This is a genomic window from Comamonas terrigena NBRC 13299 (assembly GCF_006740045.1).
GTDB lineage: Bacteria > Pseudomonadota > Gammaproteobacteria > Burkholderiales > Burkholderiaceae_C > Comamonas > Comamonas terrigena.
In genome coordinates this window covers 2642361-2658064 of record NZ_AP019749.1, presented here as the reverse complement: position 1 = coordinate 2658064, position 15704 = coordinate 2642361, and the positions used below count along the sequence as shown (strand labels likewise).

12 protein-coding genes are annotated in these 15704 nt (G+C 68.8%); 11 read left to right on the top strand and 1 reads right to left on the bottom strand.

What is annotated here, in order from left to right:
* Positions 1-9: 9 nt before the first annotated feature.
* Together CT3_RS11915 and CT3_RS11910 are read left to right on the top strand one after the other, a co-directional pair.
* Positions 10-552 (top strand): MarR family winged helix-turn-helix transcriptional regulator, encoded by a 543-nt coding sequence (locus tag CT3_RS11915; protein ID WP_066533334.1) that lies wholly within the window; start codon positions 10-12, stop codon positions 550-552.
* Positions 549-2009: an MATE family efflux transporter gene (locus tag CT3_RS11910; RefSeq protein WP_227657889.1), complete on the top strand. Its 1461-nt coding sequence runs from the start codon at positions 549-551 to the stop codon at positions 2007-2009. Before CT3_RS11915 ends, CT3_RS11910 begins: the two co-directional genes overlap by 4 nt.
* 47 nt (positions 2010-2056) lie before the next feature.
* On the opposite strand, the gene CT3_RS11905 is transcribed toward CT3_RS11910, so the two are convergent.
* Positions 2057-2692, bottom strand: coding sequence for a LysE family translocator (locus CT3_RS11905; RefSeq protein WP_066532742.1), 636 nt, complete (start codon positions 2690-2692; stop codon positions 2057-2059).
* A 109-nt stretch (positions 2693-2801) separates the two neighbouring features.
* Here CT3_RS11905 and CT3_RS11900 point away from each other — a divergent pair, with 109 nt between their 5' ends.
* The 9 genes from CT3_RS11900 (at position 2802) to CT3_RS11860 (ending at position 15665) form a co-directional block, all read left to right on the top strand.
* Complete coding sequence (locus CT3_RS11900; RefSeq protein WP_083520202.1) at positions 2802-4307, top strand: aminotransferase-like domain-containing protein; 1506 nt, start codon at positions 2802-2804, stop codon at positions 4305-4307.
* Between the two features lie 212 nt (positions 4308-4519).
* Positions 4520-6634 carry a 3-hydroxyacyl-CoA dehydrogenase NAD-binding domain-containing protein gene (locus CT3_RS11895; protein ID WP_066532736.1) on the top strand — a complete coding sequence of 705 codons (2115 nt, stop codon included), beginning with the start codon at positions 4520-4522 and terminating at the stop codon, positions 6632-6634.
* A gap of 102 nt (positions 6635-6736) precedes the next feature.
* Positions 6737-7912, top strand: coding sequence for an acetyl-CoA C-acyltransferase (locus tag CT3_RS11890; protein WP_066532734.1), 1176 nt, complete (start codon positions 6737-6739; stop codon positions 7910-7912).
* A 378-nt stretch (positions 7913-8290) separates the two neighbouring features.
* Positions 8291-10153: an acyl-CoA dehydrogenase family protein gene (locus CT3_RS11885; RefSeq protein ID WP_066532730.1), complete on the top strand. Its 1863-nt coding sequence runs from the start codon at positions 8291-8293 to the stop codon at positions 10151-10153.
* A 171-nt stretch (positions 10154-10324) separates the two neighbouring features.
* On the top strand, positions 10325-11110 hold the full coding sequence (locus tag CT3_RS11880; protein WP_066532729.1) for a sterol desaturase family protein: 786 nt from the start codon (positions 10325-10327) through the stop codon (positions 11108-11110).
* Entirely contained in the window at positions 11111-12046 is a 936-nt protein-coding gene (locus CT3_RS11875) for a fatty acid desaturase family protein (protein ID WP_066532728.1), read from the top strand.
* A gap of 18 nt (positions 12047-12064) precedes the next feature.
* Positions 12065-14011 (top strand): StlD/DarB family beta-ketosynthase, encoded by a 1947-nt coding sequence (locus CT3_RS11870; protein ID WP_066532726.1) that lies wholly within the window; start codon positions 12065-12067, stop codon positions 14009-14011.
* Between the two features lie 17 nt (positions 14012-14028).
* Positions 14029-14964: a DUF6999 family protein gene (locus tag CT3_RS11865; protein WP_066533332.1), complete on the top strand. Its 936-nt coding sequence runs from the start codon at positions 14029-14031 to the stop codon at positions 14962-14964.
* Positions 14965-15080: 116 nt separating this feature from the next.
* Positions 15081-15665 carry a peroxidase-related enzyme gene (locus CT3_RS11860; RefSeq protein WP_066532723.1) on the top strand — a complete coding sequence of 195 codons (585 nt, stop codon included), beginning with the start codon at positions 15081-15083 and terminating at the stop codon, positions 15663-15665.
* Positions 15666-15704: the final 39 nt, after the last annotated feature.

Here is a 15704-nt window from a genome sequence, read left to right as displayed (position 1 = left end):
GAGAACCCCATGCCGCCCCCGTCGTCCGCTTCCCCCCTCGCTGCCACGCCGGCACCATCGTCGGCCCCCACGGCCAGCCCGGCCCGCTGCACCAGCTTCATGGCGCGCAGCCTGTCGCGCAAGATTTCGCAGTTCTACGACGACATGCTGGCCCCCAGCGGCCTGCGTGGCACCCAGTTCAATCTGCTGGGGCAGGCGCGCCGTGCCAAGGACGGCCCGCTCACGGTGTCCCGCCTGGCGGAGCTGCTGAACACCGACCGCACCACGCTGACCCGCAATCTGCAGACGCTGCAGGCGCAGGGGCTGATCGAGGTGGTGGCCGGGGTCGACGCCCGCAGCCGCTGCGTGCGGGTGACGGAGGCCGGCGAACAGGCCCACCGCCTTGGCGCACAGTACTGGCGCCAGGCCCAGCAGCAGGTGCGGGCACTGTGCGGCGAAGACACTATTGCCCAGCTGGAGCAGGTGGTGGACCACATGCTGGGGCAGCTGCAGGCGGCAACGCCCGTGGTCGGTACGCCGGCCGCTGCTGACGCCGCGCAGGAGGCACCATGAACCCGCCGGTGGCCCGTGCCGCGATGCCGGTGGCGGCAACGACCGCGACAGCGACAACGAACGAGACTGCGACCGTGACCGCTGCGGCCGGCCCCGCTGTGCAGCCGGCCACGGCCGCAATGGCGGGCGGCTCGCCGCTGCTCACCGGCCCCATCCTGCCCACCTTACTGCGGCTGTCGGTGCCGAATGTGCTGGCGCTGGTGATGTCGGTGCTGGTGGGGGTGGCCGAAACCTATTACGTGGGCCAGCTGGGCACGGTGCCGCTGGCGGCCATGGCCCTGGTGTTCCCGTTCGCCATGCTCACGCAGATGATGAGCAACGGCGCCATGGGCGGGGGCGTGTCCTCGGCCATCAGCCGGGCGCTGGGGGCGGGCGACCGCAACAAGGCGGGCACCCTGGCACTGCATGCGATTGCCATCGGTGCCGGGGTGGGCCTGGCCTATGCGCTGCTGTTCGTGCTGTGCGGCCCGGTGTTCTTTGGCTGGCTGGGCGGGCAGGGCGAGGTGCTGCACACCGCCAGCGGCTACGGCCAGGTGCTGTTCAGTGGCGCCATGCTGGTGTGGTTGTGCAACACGCTGGCTTCGGTGGTGCGTGGCACCGGCAATATGCGCGTGCCGTCCTCGGTGGTGTTTGCCGTGGCGGTGCTGCAGATTGCGGTGGGCGGTGCGCTGGGCCTGGGCCTGGGGCCGTTTCCGCGCTGGGGCATGACCGGGGTGGCCGTGGGCAATATCGTGGCCATGGCCTGCGGGGTGCTGGTGCTGCTGGCCTATCTGCAGTGGGGCCAGACCCGGGTGCGCATCCCCTGGCGCGGGGTGCAGCTGTCCTGGCCGATGTTCAGGGACATTCTGCGGGTGGGGGCGCTGGCCTGCCTGTCGCCGGTGCAGTCGGTGCTGACCGCGTTGATCATGACCGGCCTGGTGGCGCGGCTGGGGCCGCAGGCGCTGGCGGGCTACGGTATCGGCCAGCGGCTGGAGTTTTTGCTGATTCCCATTGCCTTTGGCGTGGGCGTGGCTTCGGTGCCCATGGTGGGCATGGCCATGGGGGCCGGCCAGGTGCAGCGCGCACGGCGCGTGGCCTGGGCGGCGGGCTGGGTGGCGGCGGTGGCGCTGACCGGCATTGGCGCCCTGGTGGTGCTGTGGCCGCAGCTGTGGTCGCGCATCTTCACCACCGACGCCCAGGTGCTGCACCATGCCGACCTGTACCTGCGCATGGCCGGGCCGGGCTTTGCCTTCTTTGGCATGGGGCTGGCGCTGTATTTCGCGGCGCTGGGCTCGGGCCGCATCTGGGGGCCGGTGCTGGCGGGCACGGCGCGGCTGGTGGTGGTGGCCGGGCTGGGCCTGTGGCTGAGCCAGCAGGCCGGCGTGACGGCGCAGTCGCTGTTCCTGGTGGTCACCGCCGGCATGGTGGTCTATGGCCTGGGCACGGCCTGGGCCGTGTGGCGCACGCGCTGGGACTGAGGCCAGGGACTGGGGTGCGGGGGCGGTGCCTCCGGTTCCGCTCCCGCTCAGGCGCCGTGGGCGAACAGTTCCCGGGCAATGGGGTAGAGCGACAGCAGCAGCAAAAAGGCCATGCTGCGGTTGAACCAGCGCAGCGCCTGCGGCGTGCGCAGTGCCCGGCCCACGGCGCTGCCGAACAGGGTCCAGACGCTGATGCAGGGGAAGTTCACCATCGCCAGCACCAGGGTGGCCAGCAGCAGGTTGGCCACAAAGCTCTCGCGCGGGGTGTAGGCCGCGACGATGCCCACGGTCATGATCCAGGCCTTGGGGTTGACCCACTGGAAGGCGGCAGCCTGCCAGAACGAGAAGGGTTTGCCGTGGGTCCGGCCTTCCTGGATGCCGCCCGCCTGGCTGATCTTCCAGGCCAGCCACAGCAGGTAGATGCCGCCCGCGATCTGCAGCAGGGTGTAGAGCAGCGGCCAGGTGCTGAAGGCGGTGCCCAGGCCGGCGCCCACCAGCAGCAGCATCAGGGCGCCGCCCGCGCTGATGCCCAGCATGTGGGGCAGGGTGCGGCGGTAGCCGAAGGTGGCGCCCGATGCGGTCAGCATCACATTGTTGGGGCCGGGGGTGATGGAGCTGACGATGGCGAACATCGCCAGCGGCAGCAGGGTGGTCAGGGTCAGCGTCGGGGTCAGGGTGTCCATGGTGTGTCCGCAGTAAGGCAGTGGCCTGGGGACATTGTCCGGCCTGCTGGCGGTACAGTAGCAGTACACTTTGCCGGTTCACTTCACACACTGGCCTGCTGCTTTTGCCATGACACTTCTGCCTGCACCCGATTCCAGCCTCCCCGCCGACGCGGAGCTGCCGGCGCGCCGCCAGGCCGGCGGCGCCTGGCACTGGCAGCCCTTGCGCGGCAGCGGCGTGCCCCTGGTGGAGCAGCTGGTGACCCATGTGGAGGGCCTGGTGCGCAGCCACGGCCTGCGCGCCGGCATGCGCCTGCCGTCGGTGCGCCAGCTGGCGCAGGACAGCGGCGTGAGCCGGGACACCGTGGTTCAGGCCTATGACCGGCTGGCGGCGCTGGGCCTGGTGCATTCCCGGCGCGGCGCTGGCTTCTTTGTGAGTGCGCTGCGCAATCTGGGCGCGCCGCAGCAGCCGCTGGAGGCGGCCATGCGCGTGGCGGCGGACCAGCCCATCGACACGCCCTACCTGCTGCGCAATATGTTCCAGCAGGGTGCGGTGCCCGAGGCCACGGGCAGCGTCGGCCTGCTGCCGCCGCAGTGGCTGGAGCCGGAGATGCTGACCGCCGCCATCCGCAGCGTGGGGCGTTCGGCCGGCATCAGCCTGTCGGGCTACGGCCTGCCGCAGGGCTACGGGCCGCTGCGCCAGCAGATTGCGGCCTATCTGCAGGCCCAGGACGTGCCGGTGCACCCGGAGCACAACCTGGTGATGGTGGCTGGCGTGACCCAGGGGCTGGATCTGATCGTGCGCCTGATGGTGCGGCCCGGCGATGTGGTGCTGGTGGAGGATCCGGCCTGGTTCCATATCTTCGGCCGCCTGCAGGCCGTGGGCGCCCAGGTGGTGGGCGTGCCGCGCGGCCCGGGCGGGCCGGACATTGCGGCGCTGCAGGCGCTGGCCGCCCAGCACAAGCCGCGCCTGTTCATCCTGAACACGGCGGTGCACAACCCCACGGGGCAGACGCTGTCGGCCGGCGTGGCCCATGCGCTGCTGAAGGTGGCGGAGGAGCACGACTTCCAGCTGGTGGAGGACGATACCTATGCCGACTTCCACCCCGGCCAGCCGGTGCGCCTGGCCGCGCTGGACCGGCTGCAGCGCGTGCTGCTGGTGGGTGGCTATGCCAAGACGCTGGCGGGCAGCCTGCGTGTGGGCTATATCGCGGCCCATGCGGACCGGCTGCAGCAACTGGTGGACCTGAAGCTGCTGGCGGGCCTGACCACCCCGCAGCTGGGCGAGATGGTGGTGCACCGTATCCTCAGCGAAGGCCAGTACCGCCGCCATGTGGAGCGCCTGCGCGCCCGGGTGGACAAGGCGCGCGCCCAGTGCCTGCGCCGGGTGGAGGCGCTGGGCTGGCAGGTGCCGCAGGAGCCGCAGGCGGGCATGTTCGTCTGGGCCGACTGCGGCATGGATTCCGAGCTGCTGGCCCGGCGGGCGGCCGAGCAGGGGCTGCTGATGGCACCGGGCGTGCTGTTTTCGCCGCGCCAGGTGCCCGGCAGCATGCTGCGCCTGTCGGTGCCGCTGGCCCAGCATGCACCCGCCTGGGAACTGATGGCGCGGCTGGTGGCACAGGAACGCCGCCGCTGATCCGTCCCGCCGGGATCAGGGTTTGCACGGGGTCGGTGCCCGTGACAGCGCGTGCGTGCTGCATGGCAGCATGACGCGCGTCAAGCCGGGGCCGGCATGCTGTCCCATGTGCGTCAAACCTGGGGCAGACCGCCATGGTTTTGTCGCCTGCATCTTCCTAGAATGGAAAACGAACGACCGTTTTATTTCATTCCAAAACAGGAGACACAGGCATGACGGCTGAATACAAGGTCCACGGTGCAGTGGCCGTGATCACGCTCAACAACCCGCCCGTCAACGGGCTGGGTCTGGCCACCCGCCGTGCGGTGGTGGAGGGCGTCAAGCAGGCCCAGGGCGACGCCGCGGTGCAGGCCATCATCATCACCGGTGCGGGCGCAGCCTTCTCCGGCGGTGCGGACATCAAGGAGTTCGGCAAGGAAAGCGCGATGCAGGAGCCCAATCTGCACAGCGTGATCGCCGCCGTGGAGCAGTCCACCAAGCCCGTGGTGGCCGCCATCCACACCGTCTGCATGGGCGGTGGCCTGGAGCTGGCCCTGGGCTGCCACTACCGCATCGTGGCCCCCGGTACCAGCATTGCGCTGCCCGAAGTCAAGCTGGGCCTGCTGCCCGGTGCCGGCGGCACGCAGCGCCTGCCCCGCGCCCTGGGCGTGGAGGCGGCGCTGAACATGATCGTCAGCGGGGAGACCGTCAAGAGCGAGATGCTGGCCATGGCCCCCGGCCAGAAGCTGTTCGACAAGCTGTCCGCGTCGGCCGAAAGCCTGGCAGCCGAGGCCCTGGCCCTGGCCCAGGACGTGGGCGAGCGCCATGCCGCCAGCAGCGAGCCGCTGCCCCTGGTGCGCAATCTGCCCTGCAAGCACCCGCTGGGCGATGCCTATTTCGGCTTTGCCCGCAACATGGTGGGCGGCATGTCCAAGAACTACCCCGCGCCGCTCAAGTGCGTGGACGCGGTGGAAGCGGCCACCAAGCGCAAGATTGCCGACGGCCTGCTGTTCGAGCGCGAGCTGTTCGTGAACCTGATGTGGACCCCCGAGTCCCGTGCGCTGCGCCACCTGTTCATGGCCGAGCGCGCCGCTTCCAAGATTGCCGATGTGCCTTCCGACACGCCGGTGCGCAACGTGCAGAAGGTGGGCGTGATTGGCGCCGGCACCATGGGCGGCGGCATCAGCATGAATTTCCTGAATGCCGGCATTCCGGTGACCATTCTGGAAACCAAGCAGGAAGCGCTGGACCGTGGCGTGGCCACGATCAGGAAGAACTACGAAGCCCAGGTCAATAAGGGCAAGCTCAAGGAAGACAAGTACGCCCAGCGCATGGCTCTGCTGACCACCACGCTGGCCTATGACGACCTGAAGGACTGCGACCTGATCATCGAGGCGGTGTTCGAGGAGCTGGGCGTCAAGGAAGCGGTGTTCACCCAGCTGGACGCTGTTGCCAAGCCCGGCGCCATCCTGGCGTCCAACACCTCCACGCTGGACGTGGACAAGATCGCCGGCTTCACCAAGCGCCCGCAGGATGTGGTGGGCATGCACTTCTTCAGCCCCGCCAATGTGATGAAGCTGCTGGAAGTGGTGCGCGGCAAGGCCACGGCCAAGGACGTGCTGGCCACGGTGATGAAGCTGGCCAAGAAGATCAAGAAGACGGCGGTGGTCTCCGGGGTGTGCGATGGCTTCATCGGCAACCGCATGATCGAGCAGTACAGCCGCCAGGCCGGTTTCCTGCTGGACGAAGGCGCCACGCCCCAGCAGGTGGACAAGGCGGTCGAGAAGTTCGGCTTTGCCATGGGCCCGTTCCGCATGGGCGATCTGGCCGGCAACGACATCGGCTGGGCCATCCGCAAGCGCCGCGCCACCGAGCGCGCCGACATGAAGTACAGCCGCACTGCCGACAAGCTGTGCGAGCTGGGCCGCTTCGGCCAGAAGACCGGCGCGGGCTGGTACGACTACCAGGCCGGCAAGCGCGATGCGATTCCCTCGGCCCTGGTGGAAAAGCTGATCGAGGACCACCGCAAGGAACTGGGCATCACGCCGCGCAAGATTTCCGACGAGGAAATCGTACAGCGCCTGGTCTACGCCCTGGTCAACGAAGGCGCCCACATCCTGGAAGACGGCATTGCCGGCAAGTCGGGCGACATCGACATGGTCTACCTGACCGGCTATGGTTTCCCCATCTACCGCGGTGGCCCCATGCACTACGCCAACGAGATCGGCCTGGGCAATGTGGCCCGCGCCATGGAGCGCTTTGCCCAGAACCCGCTGGACGACGGCAAGTTCTGGCAGCCCGCGCCGCTGCTGGCCCGCCTGGCCGCCGAAGGCAAGTCCTTCTCCTGAAGACTGCCACCCCCCACCGAATGACCGGGCTGCCTTGCCACCTGCCGCCGCACCTGCGCTGCGGCCTGCCTGGCGGCAGCCCCCGCTGAAAAGGATGAATCCATGACTTCTGCAGTGATCGTCTCCACCGCCCGTACCCCGCTGTGCAAAAGCTGGAAGGGCGCTTTTAACATGACCTATGGCCCCACGATGGGCGGCCACGCCGTGCAGCACGCCGTGCAGCGCGCCGGCATCGACGGTGCCGAGGTGGAAGATGTGATCATGGGCAGCTCCCTGCCCGAAGGCACGACCGGCGGCAACGTCGCGCGCCTGATCGCCATGCGTGCCGGCCTGCCGGTCACCACCTCCGGTCTGACCATCAACCGCTTCTGCTCCTCGGGCCTGCAGTCCATTGCCCTGGCCGCCCAGCGCATCATCGCCGGCGAAAACGACGTGCTGGTGGCCGGCGGCCTGGAGTCCATCTCCTGCGTGCAGCTGGAAGCCAACCGCCACATGAGCCAGGATCCGGCGCTGCTCAAGCTCAAGCCCGAGATCTACTGGAACATGCTGCAGACGGCCGAGCAGGTGGCCCAGCGCTACCAGATCAGCCGCGACGCCATGGACGAGTACGGCGCCGCCAGCCAGCAAAAGGCCGTGGCCGCCCAGGCGGCCGGCCTGTTCGATGCCGAAATCGCCCCCATCACCACGGTGATGGGCGTGGCCGACAAGACCCTGGGCCTGATCACCAAGCAGGTGACGGTGAGCAAGGACGAAGGCATCCGCGAAGGCACGACCAAGGAAGGCATCAGCGGCCTGCGCAGCGCGCTGCCCGGCGGCCTGATCACGGCCGGCAATGCCAGCCAGTTCTCCGACGGTGCCGGCGCCTGCGTGCTGACCAGCGAAGACTACGCGTCCCGCAAGGGCCTGCAGCCCCTGGGCCGCTTCCTGGGCTTTGCCGTGGCCGGCTGCGAGCCCGATGAGATGGGCATCGGCCCGGTGTTTGCCATTCCCAAGGTGCTCAAGAAGCTGGGCCTGAAGATGGACGACATCGATCTGTGGGAGCTGAACGAGGCGTTTGCCGTGCAGGTGATCTACTGCCGCGACAAGCTGGGCATTCCCGCTGACCGCCTGAATGTGAACGGCGGCGCCATCGCCGTGGGCCACCCCTACGGTCTGTCGGGCCAGCGCCTGACCGGCCACGCGCTGATCGAAGGCAAGCGCCGTGGTGCCAAGCGGGTGTGCGTGACCATGTGCATCGGCGGCGGCATGGGCGCGGCCGGCATCTTCGAAGTGCTGTAAGCGCGGGCCGCTGCGGCCAATGCGGCTTTCCCGCAGCCTGTGGCAGCCCGCCACGGACTGCGGCCCCCCGGGCCGTGCAAGGCGGCCCGGGGCCGGTGCGCCCTCTGCGGGAAATCCCGCTGACCCCTGGGTGACTGGCAGGCGGTCTGGCGCCGCGCAGGTGACATGCAGACCGCGCCGCTGCCGCTACTGTCAACCCTGTGCCGACCCCCGTGGTGCGGGCGCTGTATCCCCCTTAACTTCCATCACCGCTGCTTGCGTGCAGTGCGTCCGGTGCATTCGGTGCGTCCATTGTGCCGATGGCCAGGGCCATGGCTGTTGCCACGGCATGGCGGCGCGTAAGTGCAGGCGCAAGCAGCCTCTTTGGTTTGCCACAACATGTCCCAGCTGCGATCCACGCTTGATTTCCTTGTCTACGACTGGCTGCAGGGCGAGGGCCTGACGGCCCGCACCCGCTACGCCGACCACAGCCGCGAAACCTTTGACGCCGTGCTGGACACCTGCGAGCGCATTGCGCGCGAGAAGTACGCGCCCTTCAACCGCACGGTCGACACCGAAGAGCCGCGCTTCGACGGTGAGAAGGTGATCCTGCCCCAGTGCACCTACGACGCGCGCCGCGCCTATGCCGAGGCCGGCATGCTGGCCGCAGGCAAGGACGCCGAATGGGGCGGCATGCAGCTGCCCTATCTGGTGGAGGCGGCGGCCAACAGTTTCTTTGCCTGCGCGTCCGTCAGCATGGGCTCCAACCTGCTGACCAGCGCCAATGCCAACCTGCTGCTGGTACACGGCACGCCGCTGCAAAAGCAGGTGTTCGCCGTCAATGAGCTGGAGGGCAACTGGGCCGGCACCATGGCCCTGTCGGAGCCGCAGGCCGGCTCCAGCCTGAGCGACATCAGCACCCGCGCGCTGCCGGACGGGGACGGTTTCGAGAGCGATCCGCTGGGGGCGCGCTACCGCCTCAAGGGCAACAAGATGTGGATCAGCGCCGGCGACCACGAGCTGACCGAGAACATTGTCCACCTGGTGCTGGCCAAGATCCCGGGGCCGGACGGCAAGCTGATTCCCGGGGTGAAGGGCATCTCGCTGTTCATCGTGCCCAAGAAGCTGGTGGATGCCCAGGGGCAGCTGACCGGCGAGCGCAACGATGTGGCCCTGGCCGGCCTGAACCACAAGCTGGGCTGGCGCGGCACCACCAACACGCTGCTGAACTTTGGCGAAGGCAAGTACCCGGTGCGCGGGGACGGCGGCGGCGGGCTGGACGGGCAGGGCGCGGGCGCCATCGGCTACCTGGTGGGTCAGCCGCACGAAGGCCTGAAGTGCATGTTCCACATGATGAACGAGGCGCGCATCGGCATCGGCATGGCGGCCACCATGCTGGGCCTGGCGGGCTACTACGCCAGCCTGGACTATGCCCGCAACCGCCCGCAGGGCCGCCCGGTCGGCGAAGCCGGCAAGGACGCCACGCGTCCGCAGGTGCGTATCATCGAGCACACCGACGTCAAGCGCATGCTTCTGGCCCAGAAGGCCTATGGCGAAGGCGCGCTGGCGCTGAACCTGTACTGCGCCCGCCTGGTGGACGACGGGCGCACCGGCACGCCCGAGGTGGCGGCCCGTGCCAAGCTGCTGCTGGAAGTGCTGACGCCGATCTGCAAGAGCTGGCCCAGCGAGTTCTGCCTGGAGGCCAACAGCCTGGCCATCCAGATCCACGGCGGCTATGGCTACACGCGCGACTTCCCGGTGGAGCAGTACTGGCGCGACAACCGCCTGAACATGATCCACGAGGGCACGCACGGCATCCAGGCGGCGGACCTGCTGGGCCGCAAGGTGCGCATGCAGGACGGCGCCGGCCTGCAGCTGCTGGCGGCTACCATCAACGCCACCATCGAGCGTGCGCTGCAGGTGCCGCAGCTGGCAGGCTATGCCAACCAGCTGGCCCAGGCCCTGCAGGATGTGGGCGCGGCCACCAAGGCCGCCTGGGCCACGGCCAATCCGCAGGAGGCGCTGGCCAATGCCGTGCCCTATATGCAGGCCTTCGGCCACACCGTGCTGGCCTGGATGTGGCTGGACGTGGCCCTGGTCGTGCTGGCGCGGGATGCGGCGCTGTCCGCCCCGGCCCATGCCGGGCAGATGGGTGCGGCCCGCTATTTCTTCCACTACGAGCTGCCCCGGATCGGTGCCTGGCTGCAGGTGGTGCGCCAGCGCGACATGACCTGCGCCGAGCTGCCCGAAGACGCGTTCTGAGGGCCGCCCCGCCGGGAGAACCGGGGGCGCGGCCTTGCGATGCAGGTCGTAACACTCTGTTCGCCTGGCGGGCCGGCGCAGTCCCTCCGTTATCATGCGCCGCATGCTGCCGAGGGACGAACGCCTGGATACACCTGAAACCGCCGCCTGCCACGGCTGCGGGGAGGGCGCATGAACGCCGGTCTGTGGTTCACCCAGCTCACGGCCTGGCAGGTCATGGCCGTGGGCCTGGCCTTCTTTGGCGCGCTGTACCTGCTGGGCGGCTGGGGCATGACGGCCCTGACGCGCATGCTGGCGCGCCGCCAGGTGGGCAAGGTGCTGGACACGCGGGCCCTGCAGCCCGACCAGCTGCAGCGCGAATGGCGCCAGTCGGCGCTGTCGGTGCTGATCTTCGGCACCGGCATGGTCGTGCCCTGGGGCCTGTTGCAGCTGGGCTGGGCCCAGCTGGCCCCCACGGCCAGCGCCGCCCGGGTGGCGGCCGAGATCGTGGTGCTGATGGTCTGGAACGATGTGCACTTCTGGCTGAACCACCGGCTGCTGCACGCCAAGGCCCTGGTCCGCTTCCATGGGGACCACCACCGCTCCTATGTGACCACGCCCTGGTCGACCTACAGCTTCCACCCGCTGGAGGCGCTGATGCTGGGCAACATCATCCTGCTGCCCATGCTGGTGCACGACTTCTATTTCTGGTCGCTGGCGGCGGTGCCGGTGCTCAGCCTGGTGCTGAACGTGATCGGGCATTCCAATTACGACTTCTTCCCGCGCGTGTCCGACGCCCACCCGCTGGCGGCCAGCCGGCGCCACCACCTGCACCATGCGCGTTCGCGCGGCAACTACGGCTTTGCGCTGGCCTTCATGGACCAGCTGATGCGCACCCAGCTGCAGGCACCGGCCCCCCGGTCCGCCGGATCCTCCGGGTCCGCCGGGTCTCCGAAGGCCCCCGAGGGCCGGCACTGAATGCCGCCAGCGGCAGCCCCGGCCCAGCTTCTGCCGCGCCTGCGCCACCAGCGCGACTGGCAGTCCGTGGCCTATCTGCTGGCGCTGCCGGCCCTGGTGGTCTGGCAGTGGACGCATGGTTTTGTCTGGTGGCTGTATGCCATCACGCTGTTTCTGACGCTGGGCGTGGGCGTGATCCACCACAACCACACGCACCTGCGCATGTGGCGGGGGCGCTGGGCCAACCGGCTGACGGACTATGTGCTGACCCTGCTGCAAGGCCATCCCACCTTCGTGTTCTGGCCCGCCCATGTGGGCAACCACCACCGCTTCCGCCACGGCCCGCGCGATGTGGCGCGCACCTACCGGCCGGAGTTCGGCGGCGACACCAACCACCTGTGGGGCTATCTGGTCCACCCGCTGCATGCGGCATGCGTGCTGTACCCGCTGTTCATCCGCTGGCTGGCGAATCTGCGCCGGCACTGGCCCGGGGCGTTTCGCTACTGCATGGGCCAGTACCTGCTGTGGCTGGGCAGCTGGACCTTCCTGCTGCTGCTGGACTGGCGCAAGGCCTTGCTGTTCGTCATCGTGCCGCAGCTGCATGGCCTGCACTGGCTGCTGGCCACCAACTACCTGCAGCATGCCCATGCCGACGGCCGCCCGTTGTCCAGGGCGCAGCGCAAGACCGACGGTATCGCCCTGAACTACGCGCGCAATTTCGAGGGGCTGGTGAACCCCTTGCTGTTCAATATCGGCCTGCACACGGCCCACCACGAACACCCGCAGGCCCATTGGTCGGCGCTGACGGGGCTGCACCGGCGGCTGTACCGCCACCGCGTGCACCCGGCGCTGAACGAGGGCGGGCTGCTGCCCTATATGGGCCGGGTGTTCGTGCTGGGGCTGTTTGCACGCCGTGCGCGCACGCAGCCGCTGATGCCGCCCGAATCCATTCGATGAACCCGAACTGAACTTTCCATGCCTGTTGCCTATTCCAACGTCTACCTGCAATCTGCCGGCATGTTCCTGCCCGGCGCCCCGGTGGACAACGCCGGGATGGACGCCTATGTGGCGCCGCTGAACCGCATTTCCGACCGTCTCAAGCGCCGCATCCTGGGGGAGAACGGCATCCAGACCCGGCACTACGCCATCGACGGGGAAGGGCAGACTGTGTTCAGCAACGCGCAGATGGCGCAGGCCGCCATCGAGGCCACGCTGGCGCAGGCGGGCCGCAAGCTGGGCGAGGTGGGCTTTCTGTCCAGCGGCTCGTCCGGGGGCGATGCGCTGATGCCGGGCTTTGCCAACATGATCCAGGGCGAGATGGCCGCGCCGCCGATGGAGACCCTGTCCGTGCACGGCGTGTGCGCCGCCAGCGTGGGTGCGCTGCAGGCCGCGGCCCAGGCGGTGCAAGGCGGTGCCCACCCGCTGGCGCTGGCCGTGGCCAGCGAGATGCCGTCGCGCCTGTTCAAGCGTTCGCGCTTTGCGGCGCAGGGCTATGACACCGATTTCGACGCGCACTTCCTGCGCTGGATGCTGTCGGACGGCGCGGGGGCCGTGCTGCTGGGTGGGCCGCAGGCGCTGCCCCACACCCCGGGCCTGCGCCTGAAGCTGCGCTGGACCCACCAGCGCAGCTTTGCCGGCGACTACCCGGTCTGCATGCAGCTGGGGCTGACCCCGGACCGCAGCACCAGCCACCTGGACTTTCCCGCCTGGGGCGATGCCGAGGCCGCGGGCGCGCTGGCGCTGCGCCAGGACATCCGCCTGCTGCCGCACCTGTTCGATGTCTGCATCCACGAGTACGCCGATCTGGCCCACCAGGGTTGGGTGCCCGAGCGCGGGATCGACCATTTCCTGTGCCATTACTCGTCCGAGCGTTTCATCCCCGTGGTGGACGAGCTGCTGGAGAAGGCGCAGCTGGGCATTCCGCGCGAGCGCTGGTGGAGCAATCTGGCCTGGCGCGGCAACACCGGTGCGGCGTCCATCTTCATCATGCTGTCGGAGTTTCTGCAGCAGCAGGGCGCGCGCCTGAAGGCCGGGGACACGGTGCTGTGCTTCATTCCCGAATCCGGGCGCTTCACGGCCGGTTTCATGCTGTGGGAGGTGGAGGCGGACACGCCGGTGCAGGCCGCACCCGAGGCCTCCCTGCCGCGCAAGGCCGCAGCCGCTGGTGCAGCCGATTCGGCCGACCAGGGCGCGCTGCCCGATGTGGCCACCATTGCCGCGCCGCACGATCCGGCCACGGCGCCCCAGGCGCTGGCGCCGCTGCTGACCGAGCTGGCCAGCATCTGGCAGGACTACCGCTCCCGCGTCTGGCGCACGCCGCTGCTGCAGCGCATGCGCACGCGCCAGCTGGACACGGCCGACTATGTGCGCTGGATGGGGCACTGGATTCCCCAGGTGCGCGAGGGCAGCCTGTGGATGCGCGAAGGGGCGGCCTCGCTGACCGGCGAATACGCGGCGCTGGCCGGGCTGATCGATCTGCATGCCGACGACGAGCAGCACGACTTCAAGGTGCTGCACAGCGACTACCTGAAGGCCGGCGGCACGGCCACCGACATCGCCCAGCTGCGCCGCAACCCGGGCGGGGAGGCGCTGAACGCCTACCTGCACGGACTGGCGGCCACGCCCAACCCCATCGGCCTGCTGGGCGCCATCTACATCATCGAAGGCACGGGCCAGCGCATCGTGCCCAGCCTGCTGCCGCTGCTGCGCCAGGCGCTGCCGCTGCCGCCCGATGCCTTCCGCTTTCTGGAATACCACGGCGCCAATGACGAGCACCACCTGGAGCGCTGGCTGATGGCGGTGCAGATGGCGCTGGCGCTGGATGCCGACGGCACGGCGGCCCAGGCGATTGTGCAGACGGCGCAGCACACGGCCCAGCTGTACCTGATGCAGTTCCAGCATGTGCTGCCGCAGGCACGGTGAAAGAGCAGGAGCCCGATATGGACAAGCACAAGGATTTTCTGGACCAGCCCTGGGACGAGCGCGATCCCGACCCCTGGCTGGCGCTGTACCTGGACCAGAGCACGCCGCTGCCCGACGCCGTCAAGGCCGCGTGGCTGCGCGACTGCAGCAGCAGCTCGCGCCAGTACCTGCTGCCGTTTCTGCGCCCGCTGGCGCGGCTGAGCATCATCGCCATCCAGATCCTGAAGGTGGTGCTGCCCAAGCGCTGGGCGCATTCCCGGCTGCTGCACAAGGTGCTGGCCTTCAGCATGAACACCTTTGTCTCGCCGGAGGCGAACTGGCTGATCATGCGGCACTTCCACCTGGGATCCCACATCCTGGCCTTTGTGGCGGCCAATGCGCCCACGCCGGTCAAGACCGCGCCCATCGAGCCGGCCTGCATCGACGACATCCAGGATGAGCTGTTCCTCAAGCACGATCTGAACCTGTTCAACTTCGTGATCCGCCTGAACCAGGCGCTGCGCGCCGAAGGCAAGGAGCTGGGGCCGGTGGCCGAACCGGATTTCACCATGGTGACCGAGCCCACGCTGCGGCTGGAAGACATGCCGTGCGGGCCGCTCAACAAGCTGGACCTGCAAAGCGCCATCGAGGTCTACACCCCGGTCTACCAGCTGCTGCTGACCGACCACGACTTCTGGCGCGCCAGCAATTCCCTGCAGCTGGACGAGACCCTGGCCATCTACTGCGCCAAGATCCTGGCCACGCCCGAGCACCTGGTGATGCTGAACAACAAGCACCCGCTGGTGCCGCTGTCCACGCTGCGTGCCGGCCACCGCCTGGTGCTGCACGGCCTGTCCACCGAGATGCTGCACTGCCTGCTGATGCGCATGGCGTCGGGCGAGCAGCCGGTGCCGGCGCGCGAAATCGCCCGCATGCAGCGCGTGGTGGAGACGGTCTCCGGCCCGGTGCCCTGACACCGCACGGGGCTGCAGGGAGCAAGAGCGTGCGCCTGCAGGGCAGGGTAGTTCTGGGCTGGTCTGCGCCGGCGGGGCCGGCTACCCTTGGGGCAAAGAACCAGGAGACCTGCCCAGTGACCGCTTCGACCGCTTCCGCCCCTGCCATCAGCCGCTTTCCGGTGCCGCAGCTCGACGACCTGCCCGACGATATTCGCCAGCGCATCCTGGCGGTGCAGGAAAAATCCGGCTTCATCCCGAATGTGTTTCTGGTGCTGGCGCACCGGCCGGACGAATTCCGCGCCTTCTTTGCCTACCACGATGCGCTGATGGACAAGCCCGGCAACCTGACCAAGGCCGAGCGCGAGATGATTGTGGTGGCCACCAGCAATGCCAACCAGTGCCAGTACTGCGTGGTGGCGCACGGAGCCATTTTGCGCATCCGCGCCAAGAACCCGCTGATTGCCGACCAGGTGGCCATCAACTACCGCAAGGCCGACCTCAGCGCGCGCCAGAAAGCCATGCTGGACTTCGGCATGAAGGTCTCGCAGGCCGCCCACGGCGTGGGCGACGACGACTTTGCCCTGCTGCAGACGCATGGCTTCACCCAGGACGATATCTGGGACATCGCCGCCATTGCCAGCTTCTTCGGCCTGTCCAACCGCATGGCGAATGTCACCAGCATGCGGCCCAACGACGAGTTCTTCAGCATGGGACGCTGAGCGCCACCCGCGCCGGACCAAGGGGCCGCGTCGTGCGGC

Bases quoted from the DNA above. Each gene is read 5' to 3' on its own strand.
- CT3_RS11915 (WP_066533334.1), top strand. From the start codon at position 10: ATGCCGCCCCCGTCGTCCGCTTCCCCCCTCGCTGCCACGCCGGCACCA.
- CT3_RS11910 (WP_227657889.1), top strand. From the start codon at position 549: ATGAACCCGCCGGTGGCCCGTGCCGCGATGCCGGTGGCGGCAACGACC.
- CT3_RS11905 (WP_066532742.1), bottom strand. From the start codon at position 2,692: ATGGACACCCTGACCCCGACGCTGACCCTGACCACCCTGCTGCCGCTG.
- CT3_RS11900 (WP_083520202.1), top strand. From the start codon at position 2,802: ATGACACTTCTGCCTGCACCCGATTCCAGCCTCCCCGCCGACGCGGAG.
- CT3_RS11895 (WP_066532736.1), top strand. From the start codon at position 4,520: ATGACGGCTGAATACAAGGTCCACGGTGCAGTGGCCGTGATCACGCTC.
- CT3_RS11890 (WP_066532734.1), top strand. From the start codon at position 6,737: ATGACTTCTGCAGTGATCGTCTCCACCGCCCGTACCCCGCTGTGCAAA.
- CT3_RS11885 (WP_066532730.1), top strand. From the start codon at position 8,291: ATGTCCCAGCTGCGATCCACGCTTGATTTCCTTGTCTACGACTGGCTG.
- CT3_RS11880 (WP_066532729.1), top strand. From the start codon at position 10,325: ATGAACGCCGGTCTGTGGTTCACCCAGCTCACGGCCTGGCAGGTCATG.
- CT3_RS11875 (WP_066532728.1), top strand. From the start codon at position 11,111: ATGCCGCCAGCGGCAGCCCCGGCCCAGCTTCTGCCGCGCCTGCGCCAC.
- CT3_RS11870 (WP_066532726.1), top strand. From the start codon at position 12,065: ATGCCTGTTGCCTATTCCAACGTCTACCTGCAATCTGCCGGCATGTTC.
- CT3_RS11865 (WP_066533332.1), top strand. From the start codon at position 14,029: ATGGACAAGCACAAGGATTTTCTGGACCAGCCCTGGGACGAGCGCGAT.